The organism is Pedobacter xixiisoli (assembly GCF_900215335.1).
Lineage (GTDB): Bacteria > Bacteroidota > Bacteroidia > Sphingobacteriales > Sphingobacteriaceae > Pedobacter > Pedobacter xixiisoli.
This window is the reverse complement of record NZ_OCMT01000002.1, coordinates 139,505-156,705: the sequence shown is the minus strand read 5'-3', so window position 1 is coordinate 156,705 and position 17,201 is coordinate 139,505. Positions and strand designations below refer to the sequence as shown.

16 protein-coding genes are annotated in these 17,201 nt (G+C 41.2%); 10 read left to right on the top strand and 6 right to left on the bottom strand.

The genetic code is table 11. The features are described 5' to 3' along the window. Nucleotides 1-4: 4 nt before the first annotated feature. The 4 genes from CRO54_RS06765 to CRO54_RS06750 all read left to right on the top strand — a co-directional run bounded on the left by CRO54_RS06765 (nucleotide 5) and on the right by CRO54_RS06750 (nucleotide 3,599). Nucleotides 5-487, top strand: a complete 483-nt coding sequence (locus CRO54_RS06765) for a hypothetical protein (RefSeq protein ID WP_097130248.1) — start codon at nucleotides 5-7, stop codon at nucleotides 485-487. 33 nt (nucleotides 488-520) lie between these two features. Next, complete coding sequence (locus CRO54_RS06760) at nucleotides 521-895, top strand: SPW repeat domain-containing protein (RefSeq protein WP_097130246.1); 375 nt, start codon at nucleotides 521-523, stop codon at nucleotides 893-895. Between the two features lie 62 nt (nucleotides 896-957). After that, nucleotides 958-1,140 (top strand): hypothetical protein, encoded by a 183-nt coding sequence (locus CRO54_RS06755; protein ID WP_097130244.1) that lies wholly within the window; start codon nucleotides 958-960, stop codon nucleotides 1,138-1,140. Between the two features lie 137 nt (nucleotides 1,141-1,277). Further along, a complete protein-coding gene (locus CRO54_RS06750) occupies nucleotides 1,278-3,599 on the top strand; it encodes a mechanosensitive ion channel family protein (RefSeq protein ID WP_097130242.1) in 2,322 nt (773 codons plus the stop codon). Between the two features lie 28 nt (nucleotides 3,600-3,627). Here CRO54_RS06750 and CRO54_RS06745 read toward each other — a convergent pair whose 3' ends face one another. The 5 genes from CRO54_RS06745 to CRO54_RS06725 all read right to left on the bottom strand — a co-directional run bounded on the left by CRO54_RS06745 (nucleotide 3,628) and on the right by CRO54_RS06725 (nucleotide 9,503). Continuing rightward, nucleotides 3,628-4,296, bottom strand: a complete 669-nt coding sequence (locus CRO54_RS06745; RefSeq protein WP_097130240.1) for a DUF6766 family protein — start codon at nucleotides 4,294-4,296, stop codon at nucleotides 3,628-3,630. A 13-nt stretch (nucleotides 4,297-4,309) separates the two neighbouring features. Next, complete coding sequence (locus CRO54_RS06740; RefSeq protein WP_097130237.1) at nucleotides 4,310-5,836, bottom strand: FAD-dependent oxidoreductase; 1,527 nt, start codon at nucleotides 5,834-5,836, stop codon at nucleotides 4,310-4,312. Nucleotides 5,837-5,904: 68 nt separating this feature from the next. Further along, entirely contained in the window at nucleotides 5,905-6,414 is a 510-nt protein-coding gene (locus CRO54_RS06735) for a ferritin-like domain-containing protein (RefSeq protein ID WP_097130235.1), read from the bottom strand. Between the two features lie 138 nt (nucleotides 6,415-6,552). Beyond that, nucleotides 6,553-8,754 (bottom strand): hypothetical protein, encoded by a 2,202-nt coding sequence (locus tag CRO54_RS06730; RefSeq protein WP_097130233.1) that lies wholly within the window; start codon nucleotides 8,752-8,754, stop codon nucleotides 6,553-6,555. After that, entirely contained in the window at nucleotides 8,751-9,503 is a 753-nt protein-coding gene (locus CRO54_RS06725) for an SDR family oxidoreductase (RefSeq protein WP_097132295.1), read from the bottom strand. The genes CRO54_RS06730 and CRO54_RS06725 overlap by 4 nt, the downstream gene beginning before the upstream one ends. A 208-nt stretch (nucleotides 9,504-9,711) precedes the next feature. Between CRO54_RS06725 and CRO54_RS06720 the strand changes: the two genes are divergently transcribed. From CRO54_RS06720 to CRO54_RS06710, 3 genes are all read left to right on the top strand, one after another. Continuing rightward, on the top strand, nucleotides 9,712-9,978 hold the full coding sequence (locus CRO54_RS06720) for a hypothetical protein (protein WP_138765775.1): 267 nt from the start codon (nucleotides 9,712-9,714) through the stop codon (nucleotides 9,976-9,978). A 129-nt stretch (nucleotides 9,979-10,107) separates the two neighbouring features. Beyond that, the gene (locus tag CRO54_RS06715; RefSeq protein ID WP_097130229.1) at nucleotides 10,108-10,461 is read left to right on the top strand and encodes a hypothetical protein; all 354 of its coding nucleotides are present in this window, start codon (nucleotides 10,108-10,110) and stop codon (nucleotides 10,459-10,461) included. Nucleotides 10,462-10,527: 66 nt separating this feature from the next. Beyond that, on the top strand, nucleotides 10,528-11,523 hold the full coding sequence (locus CRO54_RS06710; RefSeq protein WP_097130227.1) for an SDR family oxidoreductase: 996 nt from the start codon (nucleotides 10,528-10,530) through the stop codon (nucleotides 11,521-11,523). Between the two features lie 87 nt (nucleotides 11,524-11,610). Here the strand turns inward: CRO54_RS06710 and CRO54_RS06705 are convergent, their stop codons facing one another. After that, complete coding sequence (locus CRO54_RS06705) at nucleotides 11,611-12,234, bottom strand: DUF4142 domain-containing protein (protein WP_097130225.1); 624 nt, start codon at nucleotides 12,232-12,234, stop codon at nucleotides 11,611-11,613. Between the two features lie 1,230 nt (nucleotides 12,235-13,464). On the opposite strand from CRO54_RS06705, the gene CRO54_RS06695 reads away from it, so the two are divergent. The 3 genes from CRO54_RS06695 to mobC are packed head-to-tail and all read left to right on the top strand — an operon-like array spanning nucleotide 13,465 to nucleotide 17,193. Then, nucleotides 13,465-13,872 carry a plasmid mobilization protein gene (locus CRO54_RS06695; protein WP_097130220.1) on the top strand — a complete coding sequence of 136 codons (408 nt, stop codon included), beginning with the start codon at nucleotides 13,465-13,467 and terminating at the stop codon, nucleotides 13,870-13,872. Then, the gene (locus CRO54_RS06690; protein WP_097130218.1) at nucleotides 13,857-15,113 is read left to right on the top strand and encodes a relaxase/mobilization nuclease domain-containing protein; all 1,257 of its coding nucleotides are present in this window, start codon (nucleotides 13,857-13,859) and stop codon (nucleotides 15,111-15,113) included. The genes CRO54_RS06695 and CRO54_RS06690 overlap by 16 nt, the downstream gene beginning before the upstream one ends. Nucleotides 15,114-15,120: 7 nt before the next feature. Further along, nucleotides 15,121-17,193 (top strand): conjugal transfer protein MobC, encoded by a 2,073-nt coding sequence (mobC, locus tag CRO54_RS06685; RefSeq protein ID WP_097130216.1) that lies wholly within the window; start codon nucleotides 15,121-15,123, stop codon nucleotides 17,191-17,193. The last annotated feature ends 8 nt before the right edge of the window (nucleotides 17,194-17,201 follow it).

Sequence of the window (17,201 nt, the reverse complement as noted above, 5' to 3'; positions counted from 1 at the left end):
GATAATGAAAAAGCAACATCAAGACTATAAAAATATTCCGGGTTGGGGCATGGATGCCGATCCGGAAAACGAACCAAATTATCCCATGAAAAATTACACGGGAGACGATCATCACCGATCGGATTATAAACGCTCTGCACCGCAACCAAAAGATGTAGAAATCCTGATGTCGAACGAGCGACCTAAAATAAGCGCTGTGTTTGGAAATTCAGTTCCACCTTCGGGGTTAAGCGGGATGATCCGTAGGTATGCATTTAAGCACAGCGAAGATCGTTATCGCCATTGGTTGCCTTTAATATTTGCCGATAGGATAAATATGTTTGAAGGTGTGGTCGATGATTTACGCAAAGGTTATTTTCCCAATATCATTGCTGAGAGAGGATGGAAGATGGAAGTGAAACATAATCCAAAAGGTTTTGCTGTAAAAATAGCTACGGCGGCAGCGGTAGGTTACATGATTTTTTTGATGTTGAAGAAAAAGAAATGAGGCAGATACTAAAAGTCGCAAATAACAGATAATATGAAATTAATAAGTAGAACTTTTCACGCTTGGCTAGATTATATGGCTTGTGCTGTGTTATTAGCTGCGCCCTGGGCATTTAAATTTAGCGACTCTGAGGCTGCAATGGCGGTAGCTGTTGGAGCAGGATCAATGATATTTTTCGTTTCTGTAATGACCCGTTATGAGGGTGGTGTATTTCGAATGATCCCAATGTCTATGCACCTCACTTTAGATGTACTGCTGGGTATTTTCCTCATTGCTTCGCCCTGGCTGTTTGCATTCCACGAGAAAGTAAAGTGGCCGCATCTATTGTTCGGCGTCATAGCCATCCTTGCTGGATTAATGACGGTACGTAAATCAACTAATGAAGCCTCTGCCGTGGAAAACATTTAAATGAATTCATAACTCCTTAGAGTGATATGTAAATAAAAATTAAATAGCTCAAAAATACAGAAATGATAAAGGAACCAATTCAACGGGAAATTTCCCAACTGCAACAAGACAAGCCTGCTGATCAAAATCAACTGGTTAACAAGGAAATCAATGTAGCACCTAAAGTTAAAAGGCCAAAACTTATTGATGAAAACACAAAGCCGTTCTTTCTCTATCCTCGGGATGGTCTTTATGGACTACTTTAGTTGAGCGGCCGGCATACAAGGTCGCTGATTACGATTTCGCCAAACAATAATTAGTTTAAATAGGTTAAATATAATGGGTCTAGAGCCACTTCTTTTAGGAGTGGTTTTTGACTTTTAAAGCGATAAAATTCAATTTCATGCATAGATACTTCAGCAAATACTTTCCATTGTTTTTCTTTTTGTTGCTAGCAGGCTTTACCTCAAACGCACAAACGATAGATTCTAGCAAGACCATTCCAGACACTTTACTTTTTCGGATCCAGAAAGCACAATCTGTAATTACAGAAGTAAATGCAGCCAATAAAAAAGGGTATCAGCTTGAATTATACAGGAACAGTATCAATGAAGTAAAACAAACCATCAGCCCGCTACAACAAGATTTTAAAAGAAAAGGCAAAGAAATAGACCAGAAAAATCTTCAGAGCTACGAGTTGATTTTAAAGGATGCTACAGATCGATTGAGTCGGTTAAGGAATAACTTAATCAAAAATAGCAATGAGTTACAACGGATGTCGGGGCAGATCGTAGCTTTAAGTAACGATACAGTACTGCGTGTAGCTAATACTGGCGATGCCGAAAAACTTTTATACCAACAACAGCTGAGCGAAATTAAATTGAGGTTACAGCAAACTGGAGAAGCTACGGGTAAAAACCTTGATGAAGTTGGACGTTTGTTGGCTGATGTATCTGCACTGGATATCGTCGTAAATGATCTAAAAGCCCAAGTTACAGAGCGACTTCAACTATCTGGCAAAGTTGCGCTAGGCAGAGAAGTGCCTTACATTTGGGATACCTCTTGGCTATCAAAAACGGATGGTGGGTTTTGGGCCAACCTTAGCTCTTCTTACCTAGGGCAAAAACAAATCTTAACCTACTTTATCGACTCCACTTGGGATAAACGACTGCTGTCCATATTATTTTCCGTTGCATTTTTTATTTGGGTGCATAGAAACTTCAAACTGTCGCAACGAGCTGCGGTAAGGAGAAAAATTGGCGTGTTAACTTTCAGTTATCTTAAACCGTTTCCGGTACTGGCTATGGTGATTGTAGCGCTAAATATCATCCCATTGTTTGAAACTGGTGCACCATCCTTATACATCGAATTACTTCAGTTATTCTTACTATTAGCGATTACCATACATCTGCGCAAAGTTTTACCGAGTAAACAACTATTTTCTTGGCTAAAATTGGTAATTGCCTATGCATTATTGGTTGTCATTAGCAGCATAAGTGCCGATGGTTTAATTTTAAGGCTTGCGCTACTTGGGCTAAATATTTACTTCATTTACATGGGTATAAGGTTGCTGCCAAAAATAAGATTACAGCAATTTCCGAAAAAATATACCAAATTGGTTTTGTTGATATTCATTAGCTTCAACGCTTTGGCGCTGCTGCTAAATGTATTTGGTAGGTTAAGCCTAGCAAAATCCTTTGCACTTACTGGAGTGGTGGGATTGGTACAGTTGGTCGGGCTTGCGGTATTCGTACAGCTGATTTTGGATGCACTAGAACTGCAAATAAGAATTAGTTCGTGTAGCAAAGGTTTCTTTTCGAGAGTAGAACACAATCACACACGAGCATCTAGTAAGAAAGTGTTGTGGTGGTTAGCTGCTGTGATTTGGGTTATCGTGTTTCTAATTAACATGAACCTAACTTCTGGTACCTTGGTATTCTTTGAGACAATGTTGACAAAGCAACGTACGTTCGGCAGTATTCATTTTACGCTTGGCAACATTCTGTTCTTTCTACTGATTATTTATTTAGCTAATAAACTCCAAAAGAATGTGCCCGTGATATTTGGCGAAGGCAATTTAAGCTACGAGGGACAAGTGGAGCAGAAAAGTTCTAAAGTGGCTTTAATTCGGTTGATCATCATTGTGTTAGCCTTCTTATTAGCAATTACTGCTTCAGGTTTACCGATGGATCGGGTTACGGTAGTGTTGGGCGCACTTGGAGTGGGTATTGGTTTGGGAATGCAGAACATCGTTAACAACTTCGTATCTGGTATCATTTTAATTTTTGAACGCCCGTTTCGTATTGGCGATTTTGTGGAGCTGGCAGATAAGAAAGGCAGGGTGAAAGACATTGGCATACGTTCGAGTAAGCTACTGACACAGCAGGGTTCTGAGGTTATTATTCCTAACGGCGATTTACTGTCCGGGAGATTGGTGAATTGGACATTGAACCACGATTACGTAAAAACCGAATTGATTTTTAAAGTTAATGCTGAGACAGATCTAGATTTGCTGAATAAAATCATCAAAGATCAAATAGGAAAAGCGAATCACGTTATGGAACGATTGCAAACCGAAATTTTGGTAAATGCTATACTCGCTAATGCCATAGAAATTAAAGTGCTGACTTGGGTAGAAAGTATTTATGTGGAGCCAGCCTTTAAGAGCGAATTGATGATGTCTTTATTGAAACGTTTTAAGGAAGAAGGAATTACCATAATGTAGCGAGGGATGATGCTATGGCTCACTTAAATTAACCTTTGCCAGTCTCCAGATGTGGCGCATCTACTGGTTTAGATTCTGGAGAACCTTTTTGTCGTAGATAGATAGAAAGAAATACAATTCCCAACACGGAAAGGAATTCACTTTGCCAGTTTTGGAATGTTTCGAACCAAAAACGTGGTTCGGTAAGAAAGGTGCCTAAGCTTACCAAAGGTTGATGTTTGACTAGGTTTTCTGCATTTTGATCTCGCCAACTACCAAAAAGGTGGATAATCCAACTGGCTAAAAATAAAATAGCGAAGGCAATGGACAGCGAATTGCTGTAAAGTTTCAATATCCAGCCACCTTTTTTAACTGGCCACGGTGCGTCTGGACTAGCTTTGGGTTCTCGATCTACTTCTTCTTTTTGATCTAGAGATTTCGATTCGGCAGAACCGATTTGCCTTAGACTGATCGTCAGCAGCACATACAAAGTCATTTGTAAAAACTCGCTTTCGAAGTTTTCAAAAGTAGCGGATACAAAATGTCCAGATCCTAAATAAGCACTGAAGCTAATCTCTTTGGCGTTTTCTTCTACTAATTGCTGATTGTATTCTTTCCATCCTGTAAAAGCTTGTGCCATAATTGCGATAACAAAAAAGAACAGAAACACTAGAGATAAACTATTTCTGCGCCAGAAGGAATGCGATTGAACTGACATCTGTTATTAGATTTTATTTACCTATACTTATCTGTTTCAGGTTGGCTTGCGGAGGTCCACAAAGCACCTTGCCTTCTAAATCGAAACGACCGCCATGACAAGGGCAATCCCAACTTTTTTCTTCGCTATTAAAGGAGACAGTACAGCCTGCATGCGTACAAACCGGGCTTAGCGCTGTAATAATGCCGGTTTTGTCTTTGTAGATAGCAAGCTGATTGCCTTCATAATCTACTACTTTACCCTCTTCTTTAGCTAGTTCCTTGAATGTCTCTAGCTCACCTGCTTTAAAACGATCCACTACAAAGTGGTAAGCAACATCTGTATTTTCCTTCACGAATTCGGTAAAGCCAGCGATAGGCTTCACTCTGCAAGGATCAAATAACTCTGCAAATTTGTTCTCTTTAGCGAGAATTAAATCGGTAATGATATGCCCAGCAATAGTGCCCCAAGTCATGCCATTGCCATTGTAACCTGTAGCTACGAAAATATGATCATCCGCATTGTTCATTCTTCCAATGTAAGGCAAGCCATCTGTGGGTACGTAGTACTGAGAGGACCAATGATAGGGGATATCCTTAATCACAAAACGCTGACTAGCGTAGTTTTCCAAGTCTTCAAAAGCCTGTTGCGGATCATCATGCCCTGTTTTATGATCTGCTCCGCCAAGAATTAATATTTTTTCGCCGTCCACTTCGTGTGTTCTAAAGTAGTGGTAAGGTTCCTGCATATCATAGGCTAGGTTTTCTGGATATTGTTCATCATCGTTTAAACGGATGCCCAATACGTAACTACGGTAGGGTGCACAACGAAAACTAAACTTGTTGATACCTGGCGGAATGTGTGTAGCATATACTATGTCGTACGCGGTAAAGATTTCGTCGTCTGAGATTGCGGTGCAATGATTTTCTTCTTGTTTTACATCGTTGATGAATACATTTTCTTTGATTGTTCCACCTAAGGTTATAAATGCTTTAGCTAGTCCCTGTAAATATTTCAAGGGATGAAATTGTGCCTGATCTTCGAACTTAATAGATTGAAGGAAAGAAATGGGTAGGCCATTCGTGGTACTGCGATCTACCTCGACACCAGCACGCTTAGCAGATTCTAAAATCTCACTAAGTTGTTCGGCTTCTTTTTCCGTTTCTGCGTAGAGGTAACCTACTTTGGTTTCCAAGTCACAGTCAATTTGATAGGTTTGAGTAAAATCACTGATCATTTCGATAGCCAGTTTACCTGCATCGGCTACTAATTTAGCGGCATCTTTACTGAATTTGCTTTCTATTTCTGGATAGGTGCTGTCAAAAAAAGTATTGATATGTGCTGTAGTGCCGCCGGTAGTGCCAAAGCCTAAATTTCCGGCATCTAAAACCAAGCAATTTTTACCAGCTTTTTGAAATAATAGCGCAGTGGTAATGCCACTAATACCTGCACCAATAATCACCACATCGTAAGCGGCTTTTGCAGTATCTAAGTAAGTAGGATTAGCTTGTGGAATTTGTTGCCAAGGGCTTTGGGTACGGCTATCTCTTTTTAACATCATGGTTAGGTATTTGATAATCTTGGATTAAAAAAAAACGCAGCCTTATTGCTGAGGCTGCGTTGATTTCTTTATGCAGATACATTTGCTTCAGACATCGCGATGTCCGTTAATTTTACATCGGTTTCTTTTTCCTGTGCAAGGGTCATTTCTAACAACTCTTGTGCTTCAGTGTGTTCCATTAAAGAAGCATAGGTTACTAAACAACCGTAGCTGGCAATTTCGTAGTGCTCTACTTTTTGTGCCGCCGAAATCAGTGCAGCGTCTAAAGCTGGATCGCCCTCAAATTCTTCGATGATTTCTTCGGCCTCCTCTAAAAGACCTTCCATTGCTTTACATTTCTTCGCCCTAGCAGCAATACCCAAGCTTGAAAATACTTGTTTCAAACGCTCAATTTGTTCCTCCGTTTCTGCACGGTGAGCAGTAAAAGCTTCTTTTAGTGTAGTGCTTGAAGCACTATCAGCCATTTTTTTTAAGCCTTTTAATAATTGCTTCTCCGCACCTAAAATATCTTTTAGCTCGTCTACAAAAAGTTCATGTAAATGCCCGTTCGGCATATTTTCTGTGTTTTGCTTTTTCATCTTGTTAAATTTTGTCTTTTGGTAATGATTAAATTGTTATCTAAAAAGCGATGCCGCAGCTTAATTGTTTATGGCTTGCGCAAATCCCGTAGTTAGGTACACACTTGCGAATTTTATACTTCTAATACCCTAGGTATTTTACTTGGTTTTGCTCCATTTGAAGATGAAATTTTGACTTCCATTTACCCTAAACTCCTGGCGCTTACGATTAATGCTAACAATTTTCAACTGCTCGCCATTAGCGTTAGTTGCAGTGCAATTGTAGTTGTGCTCGTTACTGATTTCAATGACTACTCGACAGCTTAAGCGTGCATCGCCACCTATTTTAAATTCGGCTGCCGATCCTTTCTTTTTGTACTTTTCAACAGGATAACCAATGAAAATGGTGAGATCCGAATTCAGTTTAAAGTACTGTCGAGGTACGATGCCAAACGCCACACCCGCACCATAGACTTCTTGTCCAACCTGTCCCGATGGTTCCTTCCCATCTTGCAAGTCTTCGATAGCCACCCACAGGTTGGGATCTATTTCTCCAGTTTTAGGTTCTTCGCTTAGCATTTCTTTAGGTAAAAGAGGTGGGTAATACGCTTGGATACGAGAAGGAATGTACTTAATGAATTCTGCAATAAGCAATCTCACCGCAGGCAAAATGTTTAGGCCTTGAGCTTCGATCATGTACTCGCTCAATGCGGCATAAACTTCCTGTTCTTCGTAAGCGGCGGTGTATGGTGCATCCTTTAGCGGGAAAACAGAAAAGAAAGTACTGAAGTTTTTACCATGACCATAATCCATTTCCCAAAGCTGAATATTATTGAAAATGCCAGCTAAGCTTACGTAGCTCATTTTTAGGTATTTTTTGTCTCCTGTGTTTTTAAATAATTTAAGTAGGGCCAAAGCTCCATAAGCGGTATTGTTAGCCTGGTAAAAGGTCTTAAAGCCTAAACCTTCCAGTTGTTTCACAGCTCTTTTCGCTTCGGTAAGGTATTTTCTTTCTTTAGTGATCTCCCACATTTTAATCATCAAATCTGCATAGGAACCTGGCACATCTAGTTCGCCTCCTTCACCTTCGGCAGTTTCTGCTTTAATGATTTTTAAAGTTTCCATCTGATAGAACACTGGCCATTGGTAGTCGAAAGCTCGAGCGACTTTGATGGCATAATCAATCGATTTCAGCAATAAGTCTTTGGCATCTTTGTCGCCCTTTTGGGTTAACCTTGCCAAATTCATTAAAGGATGATAGAGGTACCACGAGTCCATGACATTGGGCTTTTTCTGTTCCTCCGAGTGATCTAATTGTTTCTCTAGCTTTGGCAACCACCTCACCATAGTTCCCATGTCTTTTCTATAGAAAGCAGGTAAACCAGCCTTTAGCCTTTCGATCATTTCATTGCTCTTCTCGCCACTCCATTCTGCATATTCTATCAGCGGCAACAATACGGCCAATTGCACCATAATTTCTGGTGGCGTATCGTAGTCGCTCACGTAGGCATTGAGGTAATGATTGCCATCGGCGAAAGTCCAACAACCGGCATGGTTAGCCAAACCCGTTAAGCCTTTGTCTGAAATATCAAGCCAGTTGTGGTAAACAGGTTCTTCTCTCTTGATGGCCGGATAAATATTGGCCAGCTGTGTCAGATAATGCTCACAAACCTCACGATCTGTTTTAAGGGTATCGGTAGAAAATGAGACGATAGCGTCCGAAATCACATAAGGTTTGTTCGGTGTTAAAGCTTGTGTGTCGGTTGGTGGCAATGAAAATCCAATTTCTGGCCAATTACCACCTACCAAATCTCCGCCGGTGGTTTCAGTATCTTCAAAGTAGGCGTTGAGCGAACTTAAATTTTGAAAGTAGAACACATTGCCTGTAGCGGGCTTGGTTAAACTATAAAATAATATCCCAGATCGATTACCTACCTGCTGCGTATGTAGTTTTCCCGTAGCTAAAGGTTTCCAATATGAAGTGAAATTTAAAATGTCTTTTGGCGCAAAAGGAACTAACAAAGGAACTTTGCAGGTCAGCGTGGTGGTCCATCGTAAAAAAGGTTCATTGGTAGTTGGTGGTATCATCAGTAGATGATAAGTTGCCTCTAACGAAGATAAGATGATTGTTATTTTATCTTTTTCTTGCTTGATCTGACTTGGTATCAAATCTCCTACGGCAGAAAAGAACGTACTAAAGGCGGTCTTTATCCCGTTGGGCCAGTGGTACACTATCCATAAACCATGTTTCCCTAATCTCGCTTCGAGATCAAAGTCCATGTTTTTAGTGATTGCAACGGCTTCAAGTGTGGGCAGTTCGCCAACTGCCTGTACTGCCCAAGCGGATAAAGACGGGGTCATATGATTTGCTTTAAAGGTTTGATCTTCAATTCAACTATTGAAGTCCTTTCGTGTTGAGATAGCACATAGACCACACTTTCTACAATATCGTCTGCCATCAACATTTCCATCGCCTCAATTTTTTGCTCTTTTTCTTCTTTTGGTTGTTCTTGCATATCGGTATCAACTGCACCGGGATCAATCAGCGTTACGTTAATACCTTTAGGATTGACTTCTTTTCTTAGTGATTCCGAAAAGCCCTGTAGTCCAGATTTAGTAGCTACGTAAACAGAACTACCGTCTCCGCGTTCATCAGCGCTCATAGAACCAATATGGATAATGTGGCCTTTCTTGTTTGGAAGCATTACTTTAATGGCGTAATTGCTGCAAGCCATGTAGCCAACTAAGTTGGTTTTCACGATATATTCCCAGTCGCTGTATCCGCCTTCCATCACGCTGCCATAAGCTAAACCAGCATTGTTAATTAAAATATCCAGACCGCCTAACTCTTCATCTACGGTTAGAAATATTCGGTCAATGTCTTCTTGAAGCGAAACGTCTGCCACGACGCCCAGTACCTGCGTTTGAGAATCATCGTGACTAATTGCTTCCAAAGTTTCCTGTATTACATCTTGATGGCGGCCCACAATTACAATGTTAGCACCCAACACAGCCAGCCTAATTGCCAATGCTCTTCCTATACCGGTTGTGCCGCCAGTAATGAGCACTCGTTTACCAGTTATTCTCCCGATATCAAATAGTTTTTCCATAATCTTCTTTTTTTGTTCAATAAAAACCACAGCTTTAGAGGTATAGTTTGGCAACTAAATACCTCTTTAACAAGGTGAAATACCTAAACTTGACAACGTATGTTGTGTTATTGGCGCTTAAGCGAACTATGTGTGAAACTGTTAGCCAACTTCACACTACGAGGCACATCCTTTGCGGCAGCTTGGTTTCACTATGAAATTTAAAACAATGGAAATTCAGACACCACAGCAGGAAAACGATCCAAGAGATCCACAAAATAATCCTGATCATGACGGGACAAATGAAACCAATGATAAGCCGCAAAGCCCTGATGATGGCTTTTCGGATCAAGGTAGCACTGCCGAAGAATGGAATGAAGACGAACAAGGCACAAGCAATGCCAATGAAAGCGATATTCCTGAGCTTAACCCAGATCGTAACGATGTAGAAGGTCAGGAGCCTACACCTTTTGATATCGACGAAAGCACGGGTTAAGTCATTCATCTATCTACGTATATCTACTTTATAAAGTCGACAGAATACGCGTTTTTTTGCTAGTCAAAACATTTGTTGCTTTTAGTCCTTGTGTGATAGGGATAACCCTAAAACTTAAAACGATTGACGATGAACTATCAAGAAAACGAGCAACTAGAAGGCGGACAAGGTTCGACTCAGCAAAATCAAAATCCAACAGGACAGCCTAAAAGTGGTGGCACTGGTGGTACATTAGATGAAAATAACGGTTTGGAAGAGGATTGGTCTGATGATGAGCCAATGGCCGATGAGGAAGAGAACATCGAGAGTGCTATTGTAGAAGAAGATGGCGATGAATTTGAAGACGATGCTCAGGAAGATGGCTTAACCGACCATTACGATCAAGATGAAGTAGGCGATAGCACTTACGCTCGCGATGAAAATGGCACTGGGTTAGATGAGGATGACGATGACGATGAAGTACGCAACCAAATTATGATCTAAAAAAGAATCAAGACCAGATCCAACATGATGGATCTGGTTTTTTGTTTTTAATTATTAGGAAATTATATGAAGATCAATCACAAAATTAGTAGGAGGACAATGGTGGGTGGTTTCGGAGCGGGAATGCTTTCCATCGGCATTCCACCATTATTTGCGAATATCACTATCACAGATAAAGTAGAAGGGCTGGAAGATCCGAGGGAGAAATATCCAAAGCCGCCATTTAAAGGACAAAAACAACCGTGGCCAGGTTTGGCGTCAAAAATGGAACCTCGTCCTGATCATGGCGAAGAGAGTTACAAAGGATCTGGAAGGTTGAGTGGTAGAAAAGCACTCATTACAGGCGGCGATTCTGGAATGGGAAGAGCAGCTGCGATTGCTTACGCTCGAGAAGGTGCGGATGTTGCCATTAATTACCTTCCAAATGAAGAAGAAGATGCCAAAGAAGTAATCGCTTTGATTAAAGCGGCCGGACGTAAAGCCATTGCAATTCCAGGCGATTTAAGGACCGAGGCTTTTTGTCAGCAATTGATTACTCGAGCAGTGGCCGAGTTGGGAGGTTTAGATATTTTAGTAAATAATGCAGCCCGGCAGCAGACTTACCCTTCGGTTTTGGATTTGCCAAGCGAAGAGTTCGATGCGACTATGAAAACAAATATTTATGCTCCGTTTTGGACCATCAAAGCTGCTTTACCACATTTAAAACCAGGTTCGGTAATCATTGGTACAACATCGGTACAAGCTACCGATCCGTCAGAAGACTTGTATGATTATGCACAAACCAAAGCGGCAACTACGAGTTATATTCGTTCCTTGGCAAAGCAATTAGGACCAAAGGGTATCCGTGTAAATGGCGTGGCACCTGGTCCAATTTGGACACCTTTACAAGTAAGCGGTGGAGCTACGCAAGAAAAACTAAAGAATTTTGGCGGTAATACGCCGATGGGCAGACCTGGGCAACCAGCAGAGTTAGCTTCTATTTATGTACAATTAGCTGCTGAAGATGCAAGTTACGCAACTGGGCAAATCTACGGCGCTGCGGGAGGTGGAGGGCAACCTTAACCTTTCACGAAATTACGTGTGTTTTTAAAAATAAAAAGTCGAAGCTGAATTTCTCAACTTCGACTTTTTGCTTAACGGAAATGATGTTTAAGGTTTGCTTTCTCTGTCTTTGCTAATTTTAAGCGGGTAGTCTCCTTTATCACCACGAATTGCCTGCATCATTTTCCATACATTTTTAGCTTCCATCAAATGATGTTCTAAAGTAGGTAGCTTGCTTTTTGCAAATTGAGCTAATTTAGGATCGGCTTCGCCATTACTGGCTTCTTTAAATAATTTTACCGCTTCTTCGTGTTCTTTAACCATCAGCTCCGCGTAATAATGATTGCGTTCATCTTCTTTTAGAGAATCTAATTTAACTAGTATGGCCTGTTTTTCGTTTGGCAGAGATTGAGGTAAGCTCATGTTTCCGTTCAACGCAATCGACTTTAACTCTTTTTGAGCCATCGTATGATCTTTAACCATAATGGTCGCCAGGTTTTGAATATCCCTGTTTTCTGTTCGCTTGATCATCAATGCACTACTCTCAATTTCCATCATACTGCCTATGGCTGCGTTGGCAGCAAAAGTATTGACTTTGCCATCTGCTAAAGCCGTATCTAATTTTTCTTCTTTAATTTGATTTAAGTCGTTTTGGCTTGATGGGTTGGGACTTTGTCTACAAGCAGTTAATACAATACCAGCCGACATTACAAATAATAGTATCTTTTTCATTGTTCTTTTTGAGTTGATTATATATCCAACACTAGGGTTTAGTTTTAGTTTAATAGATAGGTATTTTGGGTATAAGCTGCGACGGGTTGGTGTTAAATACTTGGATAGATGCTAGGTAAATACGTTTTTTCTTCATTGTCGAGAACATTTCCTCATTGTGTGATTCCTTAACAAGCAGGCGACCTCAACTTTCCAGATCAAGTGTATTGGCAAATACGTCTATGCTGAAGAACATGGTAGAAATGAACAGGCTAAAAACTTATAATTTAAGAACTATAGATAATATCCGTAACATGCTAGTGGGCTGGTCGGACATGCTTGGTTTTTCTTATTATAATTGAAATCTCTGATTAGCGGAACTTTGGTCGATCCGGTTTAGTCTTTTTATAGATCAACTGTCTTAGTGGTACTAAAAGCGATTCAGGAAAATATAGATCTGGAGAAGGAAAATAATTTCTAACGAAAAGTTTGCTCGATTGGTAGAGCAACAATTGGCCTAGTTTAACTGGATAGTTTGGAAGGAAATGATTGGCTATTTTTGCCGAAATACACAATTTAATAGTAAAATCAATATTCAGCCTTTGGTCGAAATATTTAATCAGATGATAATATGTTAGCCTATTCCTATAGATTTCTTTTTTATTTGCGTTAAAAAAGTCTTGAACCTTTGGATATTTTACATTATACACAACCATCATTTGGTATAAATTTAAGAGTTACCCATCATTTAATTACACTTGTAACCACAATGTATCACCCGGAATTTGATACCACTAACATTGTACACCCTCGTATTTTTTATTATAAACTTGTCTCTACTAGTGACAAACTGATTTGCTATCCCTTCAACTTTGTTTCGAATTAATTTTTACAATGATGATCAATCGAAACAAGAACCCAAATATCCAGGGACGCAGGTATAATGGCAGTCCCTACCTTAAGATGCGAAAAGCGAAATCTTTCTCCAGAACGTGGTTAAGGCACCAGGTACGAAAGTCGGTAATGCAGGCTGCCGCCGAAGTCGACTTAAGTCGTATTTCTAGACCGTAAACAGAACCATTCAAAATTTCATCAACCACTGTTTTCAGCACTGGCTCGGGAGCTTTGTTGGGTAGCCCGCTTGGTCTAGGCAAAGATGTATTTTTGCATGCGCAAAAAATCTTTGCCGTCCTTTAGGCCGGGGCACCACTCGGAACTCGTGCTGCTGGAAGCGTCTAATCCATACACCGTATGTCACGAAAGAAATTAGCAGATACTGAAGAGCTGCTCAGCCATAATATCATCATCAGGGTAACGGAGACCATGTTCAAAAAGCTGGAGCAAATGAAGCGGGAAAGTTATAGTCCTTCCGTTGCAGAGGTCTGCAGAAAAATACTCGGAAACCAGAAAATAAAGCTATACCAACAGGACGTTTCGATGAACCCGGTGATGGAGGAACTGGCGGGTATTCGAAGGGAACTGAAAGCGATAGGGGTAAACATCAATCAGGTCACTAGGAAGTTTAATGGGGCAAATAATGAAAATAAACGTAGCTACTACGCCCTACAGACTGCCGATATGTACCGGATGATCGATGGTAAGGTTGACCGTCTACTTTCCGTGGTATCCAAACTGGCAGAAAAATGGTTGCAAGGATAACGGCTTCCAAAAGTATGCGGGCGATACTTTATTACAACGAGAATAAGGTAGATCAGGCCAAGGCCCGAATGATCTTGGCCAGTGGTTTTGCGGGATATGCACAGAAGCTGGATAGGCAGCAGAAACTGAACAGGTTTTCGCACCTGTTAAGGCTCAAGCCCAACGTGAAGACCAATGCTGTCCATATCACCTTAAACTTTCATTCCAAAGAGAAATTAGCTGATGGTAAGCTGCAACAGATCGGGATGGAATATATGGAAAGAATAGGTTTTGGTGAGCAACCCTTTCTGGTCTACCGCCATTTGGATGCTGCCCATACCCACATGCATATCGTGACCACCAATATTACCCCGCAAGGTCAGCGTATGGACCTGCACAATATAGGGGCAGAAAAGTCCGAAGCCGCAAGGAAGGGAATCGAAATAGAATTTGATCTGGTCAGGGCTGAAAATAAGAAGGAGCATGTTTCTCCGAAGATCAAAAAGGCTGAATTCAAAAAGGTTAAGTACGGTCACCTGCCGACCAAAAGGGCGATCAGCAATGTGCTCACTTCGGTTAACCGTGATTATAAGTTTACTTCCTTGGCAGAGTACAATGCAGCGTTGGGATGCTTTAACGTCATGGCGATCAGGGGTGAACCTGAAAGTGCGATGTTCGAAAGGAAAGGATTGATGTATTCGGTCATTGATGCCAAGGGAAGGCAGGTCGGTGTGCCGATCAAGGCCAGTGCGTTCTATATCAAGCCTACGCTGCGGAATCTGGAGAAAAGGTTTGCTGGGCACAATGAAAAAAGGAAGGCCTACAAGCCGGACCTTAAAAAACGTATCGATAAGCTATTTACTCCCTATAGATCGGTTACCAGGAAAAGGTTCATTAACGACGCGGAAAAGCAAGGCATAGCTGTGATGTTTAGGCAGAATGAAAATGGGCAAGTTTTCGGTGTTACCTATGTCGATCATAAACAAAAGTGTGTATTCAATGGATCTGATCTTGGGAAGTATTATAGCGCTAAGGCGATAATGGAAAGATTAGCTAGTCAAACTAAGCCAGCGAGTCTTTTACAGCCACTTCTACGTGCTGCTAAACGCATAGGTCCGATAGAGGCTAATTTATCAGCTAGCCCTTCCACTAGTCAGCCAAGTTTATTGGAAGATTTATTGGCTCCAGCGCAACAAGATCCATCTGGTGGAATACCTAAACGCAAGAAGAAAAAGAAAAGACAGCAACAGGTTACTATTTAAGAAAGTTATGCAGACAGGAGAAGATACCCAGGGACTACGCAAGATCATTGATCTGACCAGGCTCATCAGCATATTTATACTCGCCATCCATTTTTATATGCTCTGCTACCGGGCGTTCCGAGAAATGGGCTGGACGGCCGAAATTACCGATCGTATCGTTACTAATATTGCAGGGTTAGGTCTGTTTAATGGCCTATTCAGTGCAAAGGCTGCGGCACTGCTTTGTCTGTTGATAAGTTTGATGGGGGCAAAGGGAAGAAAAGATGAAAAGGCAGATCGCAAAAGCATTTTGCTTGGCATTGCAGCTGGGCTATTGATCTACTGGCTAGCCTTTCTTTCGCTCTACATGAGGGTTGCTGATCTGCAGGTTGCATGTCTGTATATCGGTCTGACCATAATTGGATATTTGTTGATCCTAAATGGAGGGGTGAGGCTGACCCGATTGATCAAGGGAGATCTCAACGATGATATTTTCAATTCAGAGAATGAAACCTTTCCGCAGGAGGAGCGGTTGTTGGAAAATGAATTCAGCATCAACCTACCGGCGAAGTATCATCTCAGGAAAGAGGAAAGGGATAGCTGGATCAATATCATCAATCCCTTTCGTGGACTCTTGGTGGCAGGGACACCGGGGGCTGGTAAATCCTATTTTGTGATCCGCCACATTATCGATCAACATATCCGGAAAGGTTTTACGATGTTCCTGTATGATTTCAAGTTTGATGACCTTTCCAAGATTGCCTATAACAAACTACTACAGTACTGCGGCAATTATCAAGTGAAACCCAAGTTTTATGTCATCAATTTTGATGATCTGGATCGTACGCATCGCTGTAATCCTTTGGATCCATTGAGCATGGGTGACCTGACTGATGCCACCGAGGCAAGTCGTACCATCATGATGGGGCTGAACAGGGACTGGATCAAAAAGCAGGGGGATTTCTTTGTGGAAAGTCCGATCAATTTTCTCACAGCGATTATCTGGTATCTGCGTTGCTATGATGATGGAAAATATTGTACACTTCCACATGTGATCGAACTGATGCAGGTAGATTACGACCGATTATTCACAGTGCTTAGTGAGCAACCAGAAATCCAGGTGCTAATCAATCCATTCATCTCCGCTTGGCGGAACAATGCCAGCGCCCAATTGGAGGGACAGATTGCCAGTGCAAAGATCGGATTGGCCAGACTTTCTTCAGCTTCGCTATACTATGTGCTGTCGGGAAATGATTTTACCTTGGATGTAAACAATCCGAAAGAGCCAAAGATCATCTGTGTAGGAAATAACCCGCAAAAGCTACAGACTTACGGTGCCGTACTCTCACTTTATATTTCTAGGATGATCAAACTGGTGAACAGGAAAGGGCAACAGAAAAGTAGTCTAGTATTTGATGAATTTCCTACTATCTATTTCAACAATATGGATAGTCTGATCGCTACGGCAAGGAGCAACAAGGTGGCAACGACTTTGGCCGTGCAGGATTTCAGTCAACTCAAAAAGGACTATGGCGCCGAACAGGCCGAGGTGATTACGGGCATTGTAGGGAATGTAATTAGTGGTCAGGTGACGGGTGATACGGCAAAGAAACTTTCGGAAACCTTTGGAAAGATTTCACAGCAAAAGGAGAGTAGGAATATCAGTAGTTCCGATGTTTCTATTTCCCAATCTAGCCAAATGGATTATGCCGTTCCGGCCAGTAAGATTGCCGCTTTGTCTTCGGGAGAGTTTGTGGGTTTTGTAGCGGATAATCCCGAACAGAAGATTGGTCTGAAGATGTTCCATAGCGAGATTCAGAATGACCATGTAGCTTTGGCCAGAGAGGAAAAGGCTTATGTGGATATTCCATTCATTTCAAAGGTTTCCAAGGAAGAGATAGCGGAGAACTATGATCGGATCAAAAAACAGGTTATCGTATTGGTGAGTAGGGAAATTGAATTGATTTCAAATAGGAATAAACCAGTGCAAGATGCTGAAAGTGTAAAGCAAGAACGGCCAAACAAGAAAGCTCGAACAATGAATAAAAAAGATAAAAACAAGGCTCGGGTAAATGCAAAGAATAAACCTATGTCAATGTGAGTAGATGT

Bases quoted from the DNA above. Each gene is read 5' to 3' on its own strand.
- CRO54_RS06765 (WP_097130248.1), top strand. From the start codon at position 5: ATGAAAAAGCAACATCAAGACTATAAAAATATTCCGGGTTGGGGCATG.
- CRO54_RS06760 (WP_097130246.1), top strand. From the start codon at position 521: ATGAAATTAATAAGTAGAACTTTTCACGCTTGGCTAGATTATATGGCT.
- CRO54_RS06755 (WP_097130244.1), top strand. From the start codon at position 958: ATGATAAAGGAACCAATTCAACGGGAAATTTCCCAACTGCAACAAGAC.
- CRO54_RS06750 (WP_097130242.1), top strand. From the start codon at position 1,278: ATGCATAGATACTTCAGCAAATACTTTCCATTGTTTTTCTTTTTGTTG.
- CRO54_RS06745 (WP_097130240.1), bottom strand. From the start codon at position 4,296: ATGTCAGTTCAATCGCATTCCTTCTGGCGCAGAAATAGTTTATCTCTA.
- CRO54_RS06740 (WP_097130237.1), bottom strand. From the start codon at position 5,836: ATGATGTTAAAAAGAGATAGCCGTACCCAAAGCCCTTGGCAACAAATT.
- CRO54_RS06735 (WP_097130235.1), bottom strand. From the start codon at position 6,414: ATGAAAAAGCAAAACACAGAAAATATGCCGAACGGGCATTTACATGAA.
- CRO54_RS06730 (WP_097130233.1), bottom strand. From the start codon at position 8,754: ATGACCCCGTCTTTATCCGCTTGGGCAGTACAGGCAGTTGGCGAACTG.
- CRO54_RS06725 (WP_097132295.1), bottom strand. From the start codon at position 9,503: ATGGAAAAACTATTTGATATCGGGAGAATAACTGGTAAACGAGTGCTC.
- CRO54_RS06720 (WP_138765775.1), top strand. From the start codon at position 9,712: ATGGAAATTCAGACACCACAGCAGGAAAACGATCCAAGAGATCCACAA.
- CRO54_RS06715 (WP_097130229.1), top strand. From the start codon at position 10,108: ATGAACTATCAAGAAAACGAGCAACTAGAAGGCGGACAAGGTTCGACT.
- CRO54_RS06710 (WP_097130227.1), top strand. From the start codon at position 10,528: ATGAAGATCAATCACAAAATTAGTAGGAGGACAATGGTGGGTGGTTTC.
- CRO54_RS06705 (WP_097130225.1), bottom strand. From the start codon at position 12,234: ATGAAAAAGATACTATTATTTGTAATGTCGGCTGGTATTGTATTAACT.
- CRO54_RS06695 (WP_097130220.1), top strand. From the start codon at position 13,465: ATGTCACGAAAGAAATTAGCAGATACTGAAGAGCTGCTCAGCCATAAT.
- CRO54_RS06690 (WP_097130218.1), top strand. From the start codon at position 13,857: ATGGTTGCAAGGATAACGGCTTCCAAAAGTATGCGGGCGATACTTTAT.
- mobC (WP_097130216.1), top strand. From the start codon at position 15,121: ATGCAGACAGGAGAAGATACCCAGGGACTACGCAAGATCATTGATCTG.